Raw genomic sequence first — 16,778 nt, 5'->3', positions numbered from 1 at the left:
TCGGCCCGGCCCGATCGACGGGAGGCATCGGCGATGGTGGAACGGATCGACGGGCACGGCGGGGCACTCACCCTGGCCGCGGTGCGGGCGTACGGCGTACAGGAGCTGTTCACCCTCTCCGGTGGTCACCTGTTCCCGCTCTACGACGCCGCACACACCGCCGGATTCCCGATCTACGACGTCCGGCACGAGCAGACCGCCGTCTTCGCCGCCGAGGCGATCGCCAAGCTGCAGCGGCGTCCCGGGCTGGCCGCACTCACCGCCGGGCCGGGCGTCACCAACGGCATCTCCGGGTTGACCAGTGCCTTCTTCAACGCCGCTCCGGTGCTGGTGCTCGGTGGTCGCGCGCCGGCGTTCCGCTGGGGATCGGGCAGCCTGCAGGAGATCGACCACGTACCGCTGGTCGCCCCGGTCACCAAGCACGCCGCCACCGTCACCTCGACCGAGGAGATCCCGGCGGCGGTCGCCGCGGCGCTGACCGCCGCGCTCACCCCGCACCGGGGGCCGGCCTTCCTCGACCTCCCCCTCGAAGTGATCTTCTCGACCGCGGACCTGCCGGCCCCGGTCGCCGCGCCGGTGCCGGTGATCGAACCGGACCCGGACGACGTCGCCGCTGCGGCCCGGCTGCTCGCCGCCGCGCACCGCCCGGTGATCGTCGCCGGATCCGACGTGTACGCCGCCGACGCCGTCGCCGCGCTGCGGGAGGCGGCCGAGGCGCTGCAGGTGCCCGTCTTCACCAACGGCATGGGCCGGGGAGCGCTGCCGCCAGGCCACCCGCTCGCGTTCGCCAAGGCACGGCGGGTCGCGCTCGGCGGTGCCGACGTCGTCGCGGTGATCGGCACCCCGCTGGACTTCCGGTTGGGCTTCGGCGACTTCGGCGCCGCCCAGGTCGTGCACATCGTCGACGCGCCCAGCCAGCGGGCGACCCACGTACAGCCGGCGGTGTCACCCGCCGGTGACCTGCGGCTGATCCTGTCGGCGTTGGCCGACCACGGCGGCGACCGGGCCGACCACTCCGGTTGGCTGACCGACCTGCGCGCCGCCGAGGACAAGGCCAAGGCCCGCGACGCCGCCGAACTCGCCGCGGACAGCGACCCGATCCGGCCGGGGCGGATCTACGGCGAGCTGCGCGCGGTGCTCGAACCGGACGCCGTCACCATCGGCGACGGCGGCGACTTCGTCTCGTACGCCGGTCGCTATCTGGAACCGTCCGTGCCCGGCAGCTGGCTCGACCCGGGCCCGTACGGCTGCCTCGGTACCGGCATGGGGTACGCCATGGGTGCCCGGCTGACCTATCCGGACCGGCAGGTGTGCGTGCTGATGGGCGACGGCGCCGCCGGCTTCTCACTGATGGACGTCGAATCGCTGGTACGGCAGAAGTTGCCGGTGGTGATCGTCGTCGGCAACAACGGCATCTGGGGGTTGGAGAAGCACCCGATGCGGGCCATGTACGGCTACGACGTCGCCGCCGACCTGCAGCCCGGACTGCGCTACGACGAGATCGTCAGCGCTCTCGGCGGGGCGGGGGAGACGGTGGACCGGGCCGACGGGATCGGGCCGGCGCTGCGCCGGGCGTTCGCCGCCGGCGTGCCCTATCTGGTCAACGTGCTGACCGACCCGGCCGACGCGTACCCCCGCTCGTCGAACCTCGCCTGACGGGTTGCCGACCCGTCCGGGTCGGCAAATGCGTGGCGGAATGTCATACCCGTCGTTCATTGTGTGCGGAGACCAATGACGGGAGCGGGGATGTCGCACGCGATCTGGGCGGAAGGGCTGGTCAAGCGGTTCGGTCCGACGACCGCCCTGGCCGGGGTGGACCTGGCGGTACGGACCGGCACCGTGTTCGGGCTGCTCGGGCCGAACGGTGCCGGCAAGACCACCGCGGTACGGGTGCTGGCCACCCTGCTGCAGCCGGACGCCGGGCAGGCCCGGGTCCAGGGGTTCGACGTGGTGCGCCAGGCCCACCAGGTCCGCCAGGTGATCGGCCTGACCGGTCAGTACGCCTCGGTCGACGAGACGCTGACCGGTACGGAGAACCTGATCATGATCGGTCGGCTGCTCGGGCTGTCCCGGGCCGACGCCCGGTCCCGGGCCCGTGAGCTGCTGACCGAGTTCCACCTCACCGACGCCGGGTCCCGCGCGGCGAAGACGTACTCGGGCGGCATGCGCCGCCGGCTCGACCTGGCCGCCAGCCTGGTGGGTCGGCCGCAGGTGCTGTTCCTCGACGAGCCGACCACCGGTCTGGATCCGCGCAGCCGCAACGAGCTGTGGGAGCTGGTCCGTGGCCTGGTCGCCTCCGGTGTGACGGTGCTGCTCACCACCCAGTATCTGGAGGAGGCCGACCAGCTCGCCGACGAGCTGGCCGTGGTCGACCACGGCCGGGTCATCGCCAGCGGCACCCCGGAGGAGCTGAAGGCCAAGACCGGGGCACAGGTGCTGGCGGTGCGTCCGACGGACCCGACCACCTTGCCGACGGTGCTGGCCACGCTCCGGGAGCTGTCCGGTAACGAGCCGGCGCTGTCGCAGACGACGGTGACGGTCAGCACCGCCGATTCCGAGCTGTTGCCCGCCGTGGTGCGCCGCCTCGACGAGGCCGGGGTCAAGGTGGGCGAGCTGGCGTTGCGGGGTTCGAGCCTCGACGAGGTGTTCCTGTCGCTGACCGGTCACCGGGCCGAGCCGGGCGGCACCGGTCCCGAGACCACCACCGGCCAGCAGCCGACCGACCGGACCTCCCCGACCGGGTCCGGGCCACGACCCGACGCCACGATGGAGCAGATCCGATGACCGCCACCGCGACCACCGCGACCACCGCCGGTCCGCGACGTCCCGCCGGGTCACAGTGGGTCGGCCCGGTCGCCGGGCTACGCCACACCGGCACCCTGGCCTGGCGCAGCCTGGTGCAGATCAAGCACAACCCGATGGAGCTGCTGGACCTCAGCATCCAGCCGTTGATGTTCGTCCTGCTGTTCACGTACGTGTTCGGTGGCGCGATCGCCGGTTCCCCGGGGGACTATCTGACCTTCGCCCTGCCCGGCATCATCGTGCAGAACGCCCTGTTCGCCACGATGACGACCGGGTTCGGCCTGAACACCGACCTGACCAAGGGCGTGTTCGACCGGCTACGGTCGCTGCCGATCGCACGGTGGGCACCGCTGGCCGGGCGGATCCTTGCCGACACCGTCAAGCAGGCCTGGTCGGTGACGCTGCTGCTGGGGGTCGGGATGATCCTCGGGTTCCGCGTCGGCGGTGGGTTGCTCGGGCTGCTCGGTGCGTTCGCGTTGATCCTGGCGTTCACCCTGGCCGCCTCGTGGATCTCGGTGCTGGTCGGGGTGTTGGTCAGCGAGCCGGAGAAGGTGCAGATCTTCGGCTTCATGGTGATCTTTCCGCTCAGCTTCACCAGCAACGCCTTCGTCCCGGCCGAGACGATGCCCGGCTGGCTGCAGGCGTGGGTGGAGGTCAACCCGGTGACGATCCTGGCCGACGCGCTGCGGGGGCTGCTCGGTGGTCACGCCGCCGCCGGACCGGTCGCGTACTCCCTGCTCTGGGCAGCCGGCATCGCCGTGGTCTTCGCACCGTTGGCCCTGGCCCGCTTCAAGCGGCGGACCTGACCCGCGTCGGCCGCCGGCGCGGACCCGGTGCGCTCACTGCTCGGGGCGCCGGTCCTCCCGGTCGGCGGCGTCCCGGCTGTGGGTGTCGGTCTCCGGACCGGGCTCGTCGGGCTGCCGGGTCTGTGCCTCCCGGCGGATCTCGTCCTCGCGACGACGCAGATCCTCCTCCCACCGCTCGAACAGCTCCCGGTCCTGCTTCGACTGCTCGGCGTCGAGAGCGCGAAGGAACTCCGGGTCGTCGTCGGGGGCGAGTGGGCGGTTACGTGGCGTCGTCGGCCCTGGTCGGCCGGGGCCGGTGAGCGGTGCACCGCTGCCGAAGGCGGGCCGGCGGCTGAGGAACCAGGCAGCCGGCCCGAGTAAGGGGAGGAGAATGATGACCGGCACCCAGAGCGCACGGGGCAGGGCGCGGACCTCACCTTTCTCAGCCGAGAGGCAGCTGATCAACGCCACTGCCATGAGCACGACGTGGAGCATGAAGAGGACGATGAACACGCGGGCCATCCCGCAATGATGCCCCGCTGCGGCGGCGCAGCCTAGTCAGCGCAGGATCAGGAGTGCACCCAGCAGGGCGTAACCGGCGGTGACCAGCCCCAGCAGCGGCACCTCGGCACCGATCTGTCCGGCGGCGGGCCGGCGTGGCCCGCGTGCCCGGCGGTAGGCGTAGCCGATCAGCGTGGCCCAGCCGACGACCGCCGCCGGGGCGGCGAGCAGCGCCGGCCCGCCCCGGTCGATCGCCAACCGGACGGTCAGCAGCACGACCAGGGTCAGGGCCAGGGCGGAGCGCCGCCAGGCCAGTCGGGTCCGCTCCGGCTGCAGGCCGGGATCGTTCGGCTCAGCCACGGGCGGCCTCGATCACCACGACGACGGTGAGGACAGCGGCTCCGATACCGACGCAGATGGCCAGGAAAGCGGGGAATCGGGACGCCGGGAGCTCAGCGCCGAGGCGCATCGCCCGTTCGGTGCGCGCCCAGTGGTCGACCGCCCGTACCGCCACGGCCCCGCCGAGCAGCATCAGGATGACGGCGAGGGCTTCCCGCAGGTGCGCGACGGACAGCTCCGGGAGGAACTGTGCGACGGCCAGGCCGCCGGCGACCAGGGCCAGGGCGGTACGGATCCAGGCCAGGAAAGTTCGTTCGTTGGCCAACGAGAACCGGTAGTCCGGCGCGGTACCCACCTGCCGGGTCTGGCTGGGATCGAACCATTGGCGCAGCGCACTCCACACCTGGCCGATTATCGACGACTAGACTCACCGACTGTGGCGGAGCTGACCGATGACGAGCGCAGCACTCTGAAGACCGGGGCCTTCGGCGCGGTCTACCTGGTGTCGAACGCTGACCCGGGGATCTTTTCGATGGTGCGGGAGAGCTTCGCCGCCTCGGACGCCTTCGCTGGCGCCAGTGGTCTGGTCAAGGACGTGCTGACCAGCGGTGAGCTGCCGAAACTTCCTCGCGACACGCCGGCGGCGGTGGAGGGACTGGTGTTGCCGTTGCTGCGGCGCTCGGTGGCCGTTCTCACCGCGAAGTCCCCGCACGACCTGGACGAGTACCGGTCGACGGTGCTCGGCGCGGTGGACCGGGTGGCGCGGGCCGCCTCCGGGGTCGACCCGGCGGAGCAGAAGATGATCGACAAGATCACCCAGGCGTTGGCCGACCCCTCCTGACCTGTCGTCCGGCCCGGGCGGTGGTGACGTTTCGCCCTTGGCTACTAGCGGGTAACATAGCCCGTGGGACATTCCACACCGCTGCTCGGTTGACCGATCGTTAAGGTAAGCGGCAGGCTGCGCCGAGAGCGGCAAACAGCACCACCTACAGGAGGGGTGTCGAAGCGCGATGAACATCGTCGTACTCGTCAAGCAGGTGCCCGATTCCGGCGCGGAACGCGCCCTACGTGGTGACGACAACACCGTCGACCGCGGCTCGGCCAACAACGTGATCAATGAGATGGACGAGTACGCGATCGAGGAGGCGCTGCGGCTCAAGGAGGCCAACGGCGGTGAGGTGACCATCCTCACCATGGGCCCGGACCGGGCGGCCGAGTCGATCCGCAAGGCGCTGTCGATGGGCCCGGACAAGGCCGTGCACGTCGTCGACGACGCACTCCACGGCTCCTGCGCCGTCGCCACGTCGAAGGTGCTCGCCACCGCGCTGGCCACCCTGAACGCCGACCTGATCCTCTGCGGTGCGGAGTCCACCGACGGCCGGGTGCAGGTCATGCCGCACATGCTCGCCGAACGGCTCGGAATCGCCGCGCTCACCGGGGCCCGCAAACTGACCGTCGACGGCGACACCCTCACCGTCGAGCGGCAGAGCGAGGAGGGCTACGAGGTGGTCCGCGCCGCCACCCCGGCCGTCGTCTCGGTCTGGGACACCATCAACGAGCCCCGGTACCCGTCGTTCAAGGGGATCATGGCCGCCAAGAAGAAGCCGGTGCAGACCCTGTCCCTGGCCGATCTCGGCGTCGCCGCGAACGAGGTCGGCTTCGACGGCGCCACCAGCACCGTCGTCGACCACCACAAGCGTCCGCCGCGTTCGGCAGGGGAGAAGCTCGTCGACGACGGCGACGGCGGCGTACGGCTGGTCCAGTTCCTGGCGTCCGAGAAGTTCGTGTGAGCGGGGTGGATGAAATGGCAGAGATTCTCGTCGTCGTCGAGGCCACCGGTGAATTCGGCGTCAAGAAGGTCACCCTCGAACTGCTGACCCTCGCCCGCCGGCTCGGCGGCGAGGTATCGGCGGTGGTGCTCGGCGGGCCCGGCGCGGCCGCCGCGATGACCGACAAACTCGGCGAGTACGGCGCCACCACGGTGTACGCCGCCGAGAGCGAGGAGATCGACGGCTACCTGGTCGCCCCGAAGGTGACCGTCCTGGCCGAGCTGATCGGTCGGGTCCAGCCGGCCGCCGTCCTGCTCGCCTCCTCCCAGGAGGGCAAGGAGATCGCCGGGCGGCTCGCCGTACGGCTGGACAACGGCCTGCTGACCGACGTGGTCGACCTGGCAGCCGACGGCACCGCGACCCAGGTCGCGTTCGCCGGCTCCACCATCGTGACCTCCCGGGTGACCCGGGGGCTGCCGCTGGTGACGCTGCGGCCCAACTCGGTGGCCCCCGAACCGGCCCCGACCACCCCGCAGGTCGAGCAGCTCACGGTGCAGGTAACCGAGACCGACAAGCTCGCCACGGTCGTCGAGCGGGTCGCCGAGCAGTCCGGCTCCCGTCCGGAGCTCACCGAGGCGTCGGTGGTGGTCTCCGGCGGCCGCGGCATCGGCAGCGGTGACAACTTCAAGTTGGTCGAGGAGTTGGCCGACCTGCTCGGCGGCGCGGTGGGCGCCTCCCGGGCGGCCGTCGACTCCGGCTACTACCCGCACCAGTTCCAGGTGGGGCAGACCGGCAAGACGGTATCCCCGCAGCTCTACGTCGCGCTCGGCATCTCCGGGGCGATCCAGCACCGGGCCGGCATGCAGACGTCGAAGACCATCGTCGCGGTCAACAAGGACGCCGAGGCACCGATCTTCGAACTCGCCGACTTCGGCGTGGTGGGCGACCTCAACAAGGTGGTCCCGCAGGCCGCCGAGGAGATCCGCAAGCGCAAGTGACACCAACGGTGTCCACCCACCGGGCCGGGACCTGACAAGGTCCCGGCCCGCCGGCGTACCCGGGTGCTCAGCCGGACAACGTGCCGCGCAGCAAGCTCTGCCCGGAGTGCGACGGATCGTTGTCGTACTCCTCCGCCGACACGTCGACCAGCCGGTAGGCGTCGAGATCGACGTTTGTCGGCAGCGGCATCAGCACGTCGGCGGCGTCGGCCAGCGTGCCGACCGGGAACATCTGCATCGTGTCCGGGTCGATCAGCCAGACCTGGTAGTAGCCGGCCGGCCGGGGCAGACCGGCGACGTGCAGGTGCAGCCGGCCGTCGTCGAACACCCGGGCCTCACCGGCGGCGTCGGCCGGTGCGTCGCCGAACGCGGCGAGCGCGGCGCTGGCCACCACCTCGGACCCCGCCGGTGGCGGGGAGACCAGCCGGACCACGGTCACCGTACCGACGACCCCGGCGATCGCGGCGGCGATCGCCGTGACGACCGGCACCCACTGACGCGGCCAGCGCCGCGACCGGCGACCGGGCCGCAGCGGCACGACCGGTGCCGGGGCCGGTACGGCGCTCGTCGGTGCCGGTGCCGGTGCCGGTGCCGGTGCCGGTGCGGCGGTCGGCTCGTCCACCCCTGACGGCACCGGGTCGTGGCCGGCAGCCGGCTCGTCGAGCTCCGCAACGATGCGCTGCCAGACGTGGTCGGCCGGTTCGGGCAGGTCGGTCAGATCCTGGGTCTCCGCGCCGACCTGACCGACATAGCGGATCGTCTCCAGTTCGGTACGGCAGCGCGGGCAGCCGGAGAGGTGACCGGACTCGCCGGCGTCCGCCTCGGTCTCACCGAGTGCCAGGAAGACCAGCCGGTCGTGTTCCAGGTGCGGCACCGTCCACCTCCCAACGTCGTCGCAGAACCGCCATGCCACGGCGGATGTGGCTCTTGACCGTGCCGAGCGGAACCCCGGTGACCGCCGCGATCTGCTGGTGGGTCAGGTCGTCGAAGAACGCCAACTCGAGCATTCGGCGTTGCTCGGCGGGCAACCGCGCCAATTCGTCGGCGATCACCAACCGGTCCACCACCCGGGCCGGATCCGGGCTGACGGCCGGTGCGGCGGCGCTGGCCTGCCGAACCGAGTCGGTGACCCGGTTCTCGCGGGTCAGTGCCCGGATCCGGTCGACCACCTTGCGCCGGGCGATGCCGAGCAGCCAGCCGAGCAGCGACCCCCGGGCCGGGTCGAACCCGTCACGCCCCAGCCAGGCGGCCACGAACGTGGCCTGCACCACGTCCTCCGCGTCGGCCCGGGTGACCAGGGTGGCCGTCGCCAGGTGCAGCACCGCGCGGCCGTACCGGTCGTAGACCTGCCGCAACGCCTTCTCGTCGCCGGCGGCGAACCGCTGTGCCAGCAGTTCGTCGTCACCGACGTCGGGTGGCGCCGGGTGACGGTCGGCACGGCGACCGCCGTCGGTGTCCCCGCTCACCCGGGACATCGCCATCTGTGGGGCATGCCTGACTGTAACTCCCACCGTTCTCGCTCCGACCGTGCCGCCCTGCTGGGAAATCCAGGTCACCACACGGTTCGGCCGTCGGCCGCCGAACGGATGCACCCGGCCGATCCGGACCGTTCGTCCGGGGCCCGGCCCGGTGCGGCGGAAAAAAGATCCGGCCACCCTGCATCCGCCTGCCCGGGCCCGGTCGAATCCCTCATCGCAAGGCCGACCGCCGAGGGCCCCGGCGCCGGAGCAGAGCTGCCAATCGTTTCCGAGGAGGAGAAATGCGCGCAACGTACTCTCGCCGGGCCGCTGTCGGAGCGGCCGCCGCCCTCGCCGCGTTCGTCGGGCTCAGTGCCGTGACCGCCACCCCGGCGTTCGCCGCGACGTCCGACGTCTCGGTGGTGCACGGCATCCCGGGCACCCCGGTCGACGTGTACGTAAACGGCGAGCGGACCCTGGAGAACTTCCAGCCCGGTGACGTCGCCGGACCCCTGGAGCTTCCGGAAGGCTCGTACGACCTGGCGTTGACCCGTCCCGGTGAGCCGGTCGCGGACGCGATCCTGACCGCCGACGACGCCGCCGTACCGGGTGGCGCGAACATCAGCATCGTCGCCCACCTGGGTGCCGACGGCGCGCCGACGATCACCCCGTTCGTCAACGATGTCTCGGCGACCGACGCCGGGCAGGCCCGGCTGATCGTCCGGCACACGGCGGCGGCCCCCGGGGTCGACGTACGGGCCGGTGGGGAGCCGGTGTTCCGGAACCTCACCAACCCCAACGAGGAATCGGCCGACCTGCCGGCCGGCACCGTCGCTGCGGATGTCGTGCTGACCGGCACCGACACGGTGGTGCTCGGGCCGACCGACCTGAACCTCAACGAAGGCACCGCCACCATCGTCTACGCCATCGGTTCCGCCGAGGAGGAGACCCTGAACGTGGTCGCCCAGACCATCTCCGGGCTGCACTCGGCACCGGACGGGGTGCCCAGCGGCACCGGCGGCCTGGCCGACACCGGGTCCAACACCGCCGTCTGGACCCTGGCCGCTCTGGTCGGCGTCCTGCTCCTGGCCGGCGGCGGGCTGTTCGCGGTCCGGCGGCGGGCCGTGGCCGGGCCGGCAGCGCGTCGGTGACGGTTTCCACCAAGGGGGCGCTGGCGGCCGTGGCCGCCAGCGCCGCCGCCCTGCTCAGCGTCACGTTGGCCGGCTGCGGCACCGACTCCACCGTCGGTGCCGACGAGGTACGGCAACTGGCCGAACCGTCGACGTCGGCCACGGCACCGGCGTCGACCGCGACGGTGCCGGTACGCCCCGGCGCGTTGCCCGACCCGGTCGCCGCGCTCGCCCCGACCCGGCTGGCGATCCCGGCGATCGACGTCGTCGCCCGGGTCGACCCGGTCGGCGTCGCCGCCGACACCGGCGAGTTCGACGTGCCGCCCAGTGTCGACGAGGTCGGCTGGTACAAGTTCGGCCCCGGCCTGGAGGCGCGGTCCGGGTCGATGGTGATCGCCGGGCACGTCGACGGCGCCGGTCAGGGACCGGGTGCCTTCTTCCGGCTGCGTGAGCTCGACGCCGGTGACCGGATCGAGGTGGTCGCCGGCGACCAGGTGCGCGAGTTCCGGGTGGTGGGCCGCGAGGAGTACGACAAGTCGGTGATCCCGCTGGAGCGTTACTTCGCCCGCGACGGCGAGGTACGGCTGACCCTGATCACCTGCGGCGGACCGTTCGACGAGGCGGCCCGGCGGTACCGCAACAACGTCGTGGTCACCGCCGTACCGGTCTGACCGCCGCGCGTCACGGGGCGGACCTGCACCGGTACGGCCGCCGCCGCCGCCGCGCCCGGACCGACGGATAGGCTTGTCGACGATGGCCTACCTCGACCACGCCGCGACCACGCCGATGCTCGACGAGGCGGTGGAGACCTACGTCGCCACCGCCCGTCGGGTCGGTAACGCGTCCTCGCTGCACGCCGCCGGCCGGGCGGCCCGGCGGACGGTCGAGGAGGCGCGGGAGCGGGTCGCCGCCGCGCTCGGCGCGCGACCATCGGAAGTGATCTTCACAGCCGGCGGCACCGAGAGTGACAACCTCGCGGTCAAGGGCATCTTCTGGGCCCGGGTCGCGGCCGCGCCGAAGCGCCGCCGGATCCTGGCCAGCGCCGTCGAGCACCACGCGGTCCTCGACGCCGTGCAGTGGCTCGCCACCCACGAGCAGGCGGAGGTGACCTGGCTCGCGGTGGACGCCGACGGGCGGGTCGCCGTCGACACCCTGCGGGCCGCCCTCGACACGGCCGCCGACAGCACGGCGCTGGTCAGCGTCATGTGGGCGAACAACGAGGTGGGCACGGTCCAGCCGGTGGCGACGTTCGCGGCACTGGCCGCCCGGTCCGGCGTACCGCTGCACACCGACGCCGTCCAGGCGGTCGGACAGTTGCCGGTCGACTTCGCCGCCAGCGGCGCGACCGCGCTCACCGTCAGCGGGCACAAGGTCGGCGGCCCGGCCGGCGTCGGGGCGTTGCTGCTCGGCCGCGACGTCGCCTGCACCGCGCTGCTGCACGGCGGCGGCCAGGAGCGCGACGTGCGTTCCGGCACCCTCGACACGGCCGGGATCGCGGCGTTCTCCGTCGCGGTCGAGATAGCGGTGAAGCGGCAGGCCGAGCACGCGGCGCGGGTCGGCGCGCTCCGCGACGACCTGGTCGACCGGGTACGCGCGGTCGTGCCGGACGCGGTCTACAACGGTGACCCGGTCGACCGGCTACCGGGCAACGCCCACTTCTCCTTCCCCGGCTGCGAGGGCGACGCGTTGCTGCTGCTGCTCGACGCGCAGGGCATCGCGTGTTCGACCGGCTCGGCCTGCTCGGCCGGCGTGGCCCAGCCGTCGCACGTCCTGCTGGCGATGGCGGCCGACGACGACCGGGCCCGGTCGTCGCTGCGGTTCAGCCTGGGCCACGACTCGACCTCCGCCGAGGTGGACGCGCTGCTGGCGGCGTTGCCGGGCGCGGTGGACCGGGCCCGGCGGGCCGGCGCGGTCCGGAACAGCCGGCCGGTCACCGGTTAGGCTCGACTCGTTCACCGGCTAGGCTCGACAGCGAAGCGACAGCGGGCAGGAGTGGGTACGGTGCGGGTGCTGGCGGCGATGTCCGGCGGGGTCGATTCGGCGGTGGCCGCCGCGCGTGCGGCGCAGGCCGGGCACGACGTGACCGGGGTGCACCTGGCGTTGGCCCGCAACCCGCAGACGTACCGCACCGGGGCCCGGGGCTGCTGTACGGTCGAGGACGCCCGGGACGCCCGCCGGGCCGCCGACGTGATCGGCATTCCGTTCTACGTGTGGGACATGGCCGACCAGTTCCACGCCGACGTGGTGGACGACTTCGTCGCCGAGTACGCCGCCGGGCGTACCCCGAATCCGTGCCTGCGCTGCAACGAGAAGATCAAGTTCGCGGCGGTGCTGGACCGGGCGGTGGCGCTGGGCTTCGACGCGGTGGTGACCGGCCACCACGCCCGGCTGGGCCCCGACGGTCTGCTGCGCCGCAGCGTCGACGAGGCCAAGGACCAGTCGTACGTGCTCGCGGTGCTGGACCGGGCGCAGCTGGACCGGGCGATGTTCCCGCTCGGCGACTCGACCAAGGCGCAGGTGCGTACCGAGGCCGCCGAGCGTGGCCTGGCGGTGGCTGACAAGCCGGACTCGCACGACATCTGCTTCATTGCCGACGGTGACACCCGTGGGTTCCTCACCGAGCGCCTCGGCAGCGCCCCTGGTGACGTGGTCGACGCGGTTTCCGGGGCGGTGGTCGGCAGCCATGACGGGGCGTACGGCTTCACCGTCGGGCAGCGTCGTGGCCTCGGCCTGGGAGCACCGGCACCGGACGGGCGGCCCCGCTACGTGCTGTCGATCACGCCGGTCAGCAACACGGTGACCGTCGGCCCGGCCGAGGCCCTCGACGTGAGCACGGTGGTCGGTGAGCGTCCGGTGTGGACCGGGGGGCCCCGCCCCGACGGCCCGGTCGAGGCGCTGCTGCAGGTCCGGGCACACGGCTCGGTGGTGCCGGCGGTGGTCGAGGTGGGCGTCGACGGGATGCGGGCCGAGCTGCGTCGACCGCTGCGGGCGGTCGCCGCCGGGCAGGCGATGGTCGCGTACCGGCCGGACCCGGCCGGCGACGTGGTGCTCGGCTCGGCCACCATCACCGGCTGACCCCCCGCCCGTTCCACCCCTCCCTTTCCCGGACCACCTCCCCGACGATCTTGCAGTTGTCGAGAGCTTTTGTCCGACTTGTCCATCGATAAGTGCAAGATCGTCGCGATCATGGGGTGGTGGGCGGGTGCGACTGGGTAGAGTCCGTGGCCGTGACCGACCCGAGTGAGTCTTCCCGGACGGACGATCCGGCCCGCCGCAGCGAGCCCTGGCCATGGCCGGCGGGTGCCGCCACCGGCATCGGCTCACTGCCCGGCACCGACGTCGCCGAAGCCCAGCGGATCGTGCTGGGTGAACTGCCGCAGCTGCCGCACCTGGCCGAGCTGCCGGCCAGGGGCCCGGGCGCGGAGCTGATCGGGCGCGGCGCGGCCTTCCTGGTCGACCTGCCGATCGAGCTGTACGCCGGCCGCTGGCGGGTCGCCGGCCGGCCGGGGCGCGACCTGCGACACGCACTCGATCTGCGGGAACGCGACCTCGACCAGCTGACCGAGCAGGCCGACGGGTACGTCGGGCCGGTCAAACTGCAGGCCGCCGGAGTGTGGACGCTGGCGGCCAACCTCGACGTCGGGCTCGGGGGCCGGCTGGTCCGCGACCACGGTGCGGTCCGTGACCTGGCCGCCTCCCTCGCCGAAGGGCTGCGGGCGCACGTCGCCGACGTGACCCGCCGGGTGCCGGGTGCACAGGTGCTGCTGCAGCTCGACGAACCGTCGTTGCCCGCCGTACTGGCCGGAGCGGTGCGCACCGACAGCGGGCTGCACACCTACCGGGCGGTGGCCGCCAGTGTCGTCCGGGACCTGCTCGCCGAGGTGATCGGCACGGTCGGCGTACCGGTGGTGGTGCACTGCTGCGCGCCGGCGGTGCCGCTGGCGTTGCTGCGGGCCGCCGGTGCGGCGGCGGTCGCCGTCGACCTCGACCTGGTCACCGACCTGGATCCGCTCGGTGAGGCGATCGACGCCGGGCTCGGCCTGTTCGCCGGTGCCGTGCCGGGCACCCCTCGGCAGCCGGGCACCGCGCCGACCTCGGCGCAGGCGGCCGACGCCGTGCGTACCCTCTGGTCGAAGCTCGGTTTTCCGGCGTCTCAGGCCGCCGCGCAGGTCGTGGTGACGCCGGCCTGCGGGCTGGCCGGCGCGACCCCGGCGTACGCGCGGACCGCGCTCGCCGCCTGCCGCGACGCCGGCCGACGTCTCGCCGAGATGTAGCGGCCGCGAGATGGAGCGGCGACGAGGGGAGGGCCGCCGGATCGTCGCGCGCTGCCGTGGCAGCGGTTACGGTTGGTGGCGATGAGCTATCACGATGACGGCGTCGACGGCCCGCCGGAGCGCCCCGGCTGGTGGACGATGTACCGCGGGTTGATCGTCGCGATCGTCGCCGTGGTGTTCGTGCTCTGCTTCCTGTGGTGCGCCGGCGTGGCCGTGTTCAGCCTGGTGCAGGGCGGCTGACGAGGCGGTGGCCGGAGTTGTCGGTGCCGGGCGATACGGTGCGCAGGTAGATCCGATCACGGAGGTCAGCCGGTGTCCGAGGAAACCGTCCCGCAGCAGGTCAGCGCCGCCCAGCAGGCGCAGGCGGGCCAGGAGCCAGACGCGGTGGCGCGGGAGCGGCACGCCACCCTGGCCGAGGAGATCGACCGGCATCAGTTCCGCTACCACGTGCTCGACTCCCCGGAGATCTCCGACGGGCAGTACGACCAGCTGATCCGCGAGCTGAACCAGCTGGAAGAGCGGCACCCGTCGCTGCGTACCCCGGATTCGCCCAGCCAGCGGGTCGGCTACGCCTACGCCGACCAGCTCGCGCCGGTGACCCACGCCGAGCGGATGATGAGCCTGGACAACGCCTTCGACGACGACGAGCTGTCGGCCTGGGCGGAGCGGGTCGAGCGCGACGCCGGCGGCCCGGTCGGCTACCTGTGCGAGCTGAAGGTCGACGGTCTGGCGGTCAACCTCACCTACGAGCGCGGCGTGCTGGTGCGGGCGGCGACCCGCGGCGACGGCCGGGTCGGCGAGGACATCACCCCGAACGTGCGGACCATCCGGCAGATCCCGGAGCGACTGGCCGGTGAGGCCCCCGAGCTGCTCGAGGTGCGCGGCGAGATCTATTTCCCGGTGGCCGCGTTCGCCGAGCTCAACGCCAGCCTGGTCGCCCAGGAGAAGGCGCCGTTCGCCAACCCGCGCAACGCCGCCGCCGGTTCGCTGCGGCAGAAGGACCCCCGGATCACCGCCGGGCGCGGGCTGCGCATGGTGGTGCACGGCATCGGTGCCCGGCGGGGCTTCGAAGCGGTACGCCAGTCCGAGGCGTACCAGCGGCTGGCCGCCTGGGGGCTGCCGATCAGCCAACGGTGGCAGGTGGTCGACGACCTGGCCGGGGTGCGCGAGGTCGTCGCCTACTTCGCCGCGCACCGGCACGAGGTCGAGCACGAGATCGACGGGGTGGTCGTCAAGGTCGACGAGGTGGCCATCCAGCGTCGGCTCGGCTCGACCAGCCGGGCCCCCCGCTGGGCGATCGCCTACAAGTACCCGCCGGAGGAGGTCAACACCCGGCTGCTCGACATCAAGGTCAACGTCGGGCGGACCGGCCGGGTCACCCCGTACGCGGTGCTCGACCCGGTCAAGGTCGCCGGGTCGACGGTCGGTTTCGCCACCCTGCACAACGCCGGCGAGGTGGCCCGCAAGGGGGTGCTGATCGGCGACATGGTGGTGATCCGCAAGGCCGGTGACGTGATCCCCGAGGTGGTCAGCCCCGTGGTCGACCTGCGGACCGGCACCGAGCGGGAGTTCGTGATGCCGACCGACTGCCCGGAGTGCGGCACCGAGCTGCGGTACGAGAAGGAGGGCGACGCCGATATCCGGTGCCCGAACCTGGACTGCCCGGCGCAGTTGACCCGCAAGCTGGAGTACATCGCCGGCCGTGGTGTGCTCGACATCGAAGCGCTCGGCGAACGGTCGGCGATCGCGCTTGTCGATTCCGGTGCGGTCACCAGCATCGGCGGCCTTTTCGAGTTGGATGCCGACCGGTTGTCGGCGGTGGAGTTCTTCCGCAATCAGAGCGGCGAGCTGACCGAGAACGCGAAGAAACTGCTGGCCAACCTCGACGAGGCCAAGCAACGCCCGCTGTGGCGGATCATCGTGGCATTCTCCATCCGACACGTCGGCCCGGTCGCCGCCCAGGCGCTGGCCCGCGAGTTCCGGTCGATCGACGCCATTGCCGCCGCCACCGTGGAGCAGCTGGTCGACGTCGACGGGGTCGGTCCGGTGATCGCCGCGGCCGCCGCCGACTGGTTCGCCGCCCCGCACGCCCAGGAGGTGGTGCGCCGCTGGCGCGACGCCGGGGTGCGGATGGCCGACGACGCCGCCGACGACACGGCACCGCGTCCACTGGCCGGGGTGACCGTGGTCGTCACCGGATCGCTCACCGGCTACTCCCGCGACGAGGCCGCCGAGGCGGTCCAGTCCCGGGGCGGCAAGATCAGCGGCTCGGTGTCGAAGAAGACCGGGTTCGTGGTGGTCGGCGACAACCCGGGGTCGAAGTACGACAAGGCGGTGTCGCTCGGCGTACCGGTCCTCGACGAGGAAGGCTTCGGCGTCCTGCTCGCCGACGGTCCGGCGGCGGCCGGGGCGCTCGTCCGCCCCGCGCCGGAGTCCGCCGAGTCGGCGAAGGCAGGCGAGCCCGCCGCGTCCGCCGGGGCCACCGCACCGCAGTGACAGCAGCGCCGTGAGCCGACCGGCCAGGGTGAATATCTTGCGCCGGCAACAATTGGTGTACGCCATTGCCGTCGGGACCGCAGTATTTCCCACCGGGGACCGCTGACCGCGTCTCAAATCAATCACGACCGCGCTTCGGCCCTGACCCGGTCGCTGGGCGTCCCTAAGGTGTATGGCGTCGGCGCGGTGCCCGACCGGGCGAGCCGGCGACGGCCACCCACGCGCGA

General features: G+C 72.5%; 18 protein-coding genes. 13 read left to right on the top strand and 5 right to left on the bottom strand.

What is annotated here, in order from left to right:
* Nucleotides 1–33: 33 nt before the first annotated feature.
* The 3 genes from O7608_RS27635 to O7608_RS27625 all read left to right on the top strand — a co-directional run bounded on the left by O7608_RS27635 (nt 34) and on the right by O7608_RS27625 (nt 3,608).
* Complete coding sequence (locus O7608_RS27635; RefSeq protein ID WP_289207341.1) at nt 34–1,656, top strand: acetolactate synthase; 1,623 nt, start codon at nt 34–36, stop codon at nt 1,654–1,656.
* Between the two features lie 90 nt (nt 1,657–1,746).
* The gene (locus O7608_RS27630) at nt 1,747–2,784 is read left to right on the top strand and encodes an ATP-binding cassette domain-containing protein (RefSeq protein WP_289207340.1); all 1,038 of its coding nucleotides are present in this window, start codon (nt 1,747–1,749) and stop codon (nt 2,782–2,784) included.
* Entirely contained in the window at nt 2,781–3,608 is an 828-nt protein-coding gene (locus tag O7608_RS27625) for an ABC transporter permease (RefSeq protein WP_289207339.1), read from the top strand. Before O7608_RS27630 ends, O7608_RS27625 begins: the two co-directional genes overlap by 4 nt.
* Nucleotides 3,609–3,641: 33 nt before the next feature.
* Here the strand turns inward: O7608_RS27625 and O7608_RS27620 are convergent, their stop codons facing one another.
* Genes O7608_RS27620 through O7608_RS27610 form a run of 3 tightly spaced genes read right to left on the bottom strand, consistent with a single transcriptional unit; the run spans nt 3,642 to nt 4,830 of the window.
* Nucleotides 3,642–4,109 (bottom strand): PLD nuclease N-terminal domain-containing protein, encoded by a 468-nt coding sequence (locus tag O7608_RS27620; protein ID WP_289207338.1) that lies wholly within the window; start codon nt 4,107–4,109, stop codon nt 3,642–3,644.
* Nucleotides 4,110–4,145: 36 nt separating this feature from the next.
* The gene (locus O7608_RS27615) at nt 4,146–4,448 is read right to left on the bottom strand and encodes a DUF202 domain-containing protein (RefSeq protein WP_289207337.1); all 303 of its coding nucleotides are present in this window, start codon (nt 4,446–4,448) and stop codon (nt 4,146–4,148) included.
* A complete protein-coding gene (locus O7608_RS27610; RefSeq protein WP_289207336.1) occupies nt 4,441–4,830 on the bottom strand; it encodes a YidH family protein in 390 nt (129 codons plus the stop codon). Before O7608_RS27610 ends, O7608_RS27615 begins: the two co-directional genes overlap by 8 nt.
* Before the next feature lie 33 nt (nt 4,831–4,863).
* Between O7608_RS27610 and O7608_RS27605 the strand changes: the two genes are divergently transcribed.
* The 3 genes from O7608_RS27605 (at nt 4,864) to O7608_RS27595 (ending at nt 7,194) form a co-directional block, all read left to right on the top strand.
* A complete protein-coding gene (locus O7608_RS27605) occupies nt 4,864–5,268 on the top strand; it encodes a hypothetical protein (protein WP_289207335.1) in 405 nt (134 codons plus the stop codon).
* Nucleotides 5,269–5,437: 169 nt separating this feature from the next.
* Nucleotides 5,438–6,217, top strand: a complete 780-nt coding sequence (locus O7608_RS27600) for an electron transfer flavoprotein subunit beta/FixA family protein (protein ID WP_289207334.1) — start codon at nt 5,438–5,440, stop codon at nt 6,215–6,217.
* 14 nt (nt 6,218–6,231) lie between these two features.
* A complete protein-coding gene (locus O7608_RS27595; RefSeq protein WP_289207333.1) occupies nt 6,232–7,194 on the top strand; it encodes an electron transfer flavoprotein subunit alpha/FixB family protein in 963 nt (320 codons plus the stop codon).
* 67 nt (nt 7,195–7,261) lie between these two features.
* Here O7608_RS27595 and O7608_RS27590 read toward each other — a convergent pair whose 3' ends face one another.
* Both O7608_RS27590 and O7608_RS27585 read right to left on the bottom strand, forming a co-directional pair.
* Nucleotides 7,262–8,068 (bottom strand): anti-sigma factor, encoded by an 807-nt coding sequence (locus tag O7608_RS27590; RefSeq protein WP_289207332.1) that lies wholly within the window; start codon nt 8,066–8,068, stop codon nt 7,262–7,264.
* Nucleotides 8,022–8,669: an RNA polymerase sigma factor gene (locus O7608_RS27585; protein ID WP_289211062.1), complete on the bottom strand. Its 648-nt coding sequence runs from the start codon at nt 8,667–8,669 to the stop codon at nt 8,022–8,024. The genes O7608_RS27590 and O7608_RS27585 overlap by 47 nt, the downstream gene beginning before the upstream one ends.
* Before the next feature lie 284 nt (nt 8,670–8,953).
* Here O7608_RS27585 and O7608_RS27580 point away from each other — a divergent pair, with 284 nt between their 5' ends.
* The 7 genes from O7608_RS27580 (at nt 8,954) to ligA (ending at nt 16,551) form a co-directional block, all read left to right on the top strand.
* A complete protein-coding gene (locus O7608_RS27580) occupies nt 8,954–9,802 on the top strand; it encodes a DUF4397 domain-containing protein (protein ID WP_289207331.1) in 849 nt (282 codons plus the stop codon).
* A complete protein-coding gene (locus O7608_RS27575) occupies nt 9,799–10,452 on the top strand; it encodes a class F sortase (protein WP_289207330.1) in 654 nt (217 codons plus the stop codon). The genes O7608_RS27580 and O7608_RS27575 overlap by 4 nt, the downstream gene beginning before the upstream one ends.
* An 82-nt stretch (nt 10,453–10,534) precedes the next feature.
* Entirely contained in the window at nt 10,535–11,722 is a 1,188-nt protein-coding gene (locus O7608_RS27570; RefSeq protein WP_289207329.1) for a cysteine desulfurase family protein, read from the top strand.
* 60 nt (nt 11,723–11,782) lie between these two features.
* Nucleotides 11,783–12,856, top strand: a complete 1,074-nt coding sequence (mnmA, locus tag O7608_RS27565) for a tRNA 2-thiouridine(34) synthase MnmA (RefSeq protein WP_289207328.1) — start codon at nt 11,783–11,785, stop codon at nt 12,854–12,856.
* A gap of 152 nt (nt 12,857–13,008) precedes the next feature.
* Nucleotides 13,009–14,055: a uroporphyrinogen decarboxylase/cobalamine-independent methonine synthase family protein gene (locus O7608_RS27560; protein WP_289207327.1), complete on the top strand. Its 1,047-nt coding sequence runs from the start codon at nt 13,009–13,011 to the stop codon at nt 14,053–14,055.
* Nucleotides 14,056–14,136: 81 nt separating this feature from the next.
* A complete protein-coding gene (locus O7608_RS27555) occupies nt 14,137–14,295 on the top strand; it encodes a hypothetical protein (RefSeq protein WP_289207326.1) in 159 nt (52 codons plus the stop codon).
* A gap of 72 nt (nt 14,296–14,367) precedes the next feature.
* Nucleotides 14,368–16,551 (top strand): NAD-dependent DNA ligase LigA, encoded by a 2,184-nt coding sequence (gene ligA, locus O7608_RS27550; RefSeq protein ID WP_289207325.1) that lies wholly within the window; start codon nt 14,368–14,370, stop codon nt 16,549–16,551.
* Nucleotides 16,552–16,778: the final 227 nt, after the last annotated feature.

This window comes from Solwaraspora sp. WMMA2056, from assembly GCF_030345095.1.
Taxonomy (GTDB): domain Bacteria; phylum Actinomycetota; class Actinomycetes; order Mycobacteriales; family Micromonosporaceae; genus Micromonospora_E.
This window is presented reverse-complemented; position numbering and strand designations above follow the sequence as displayed.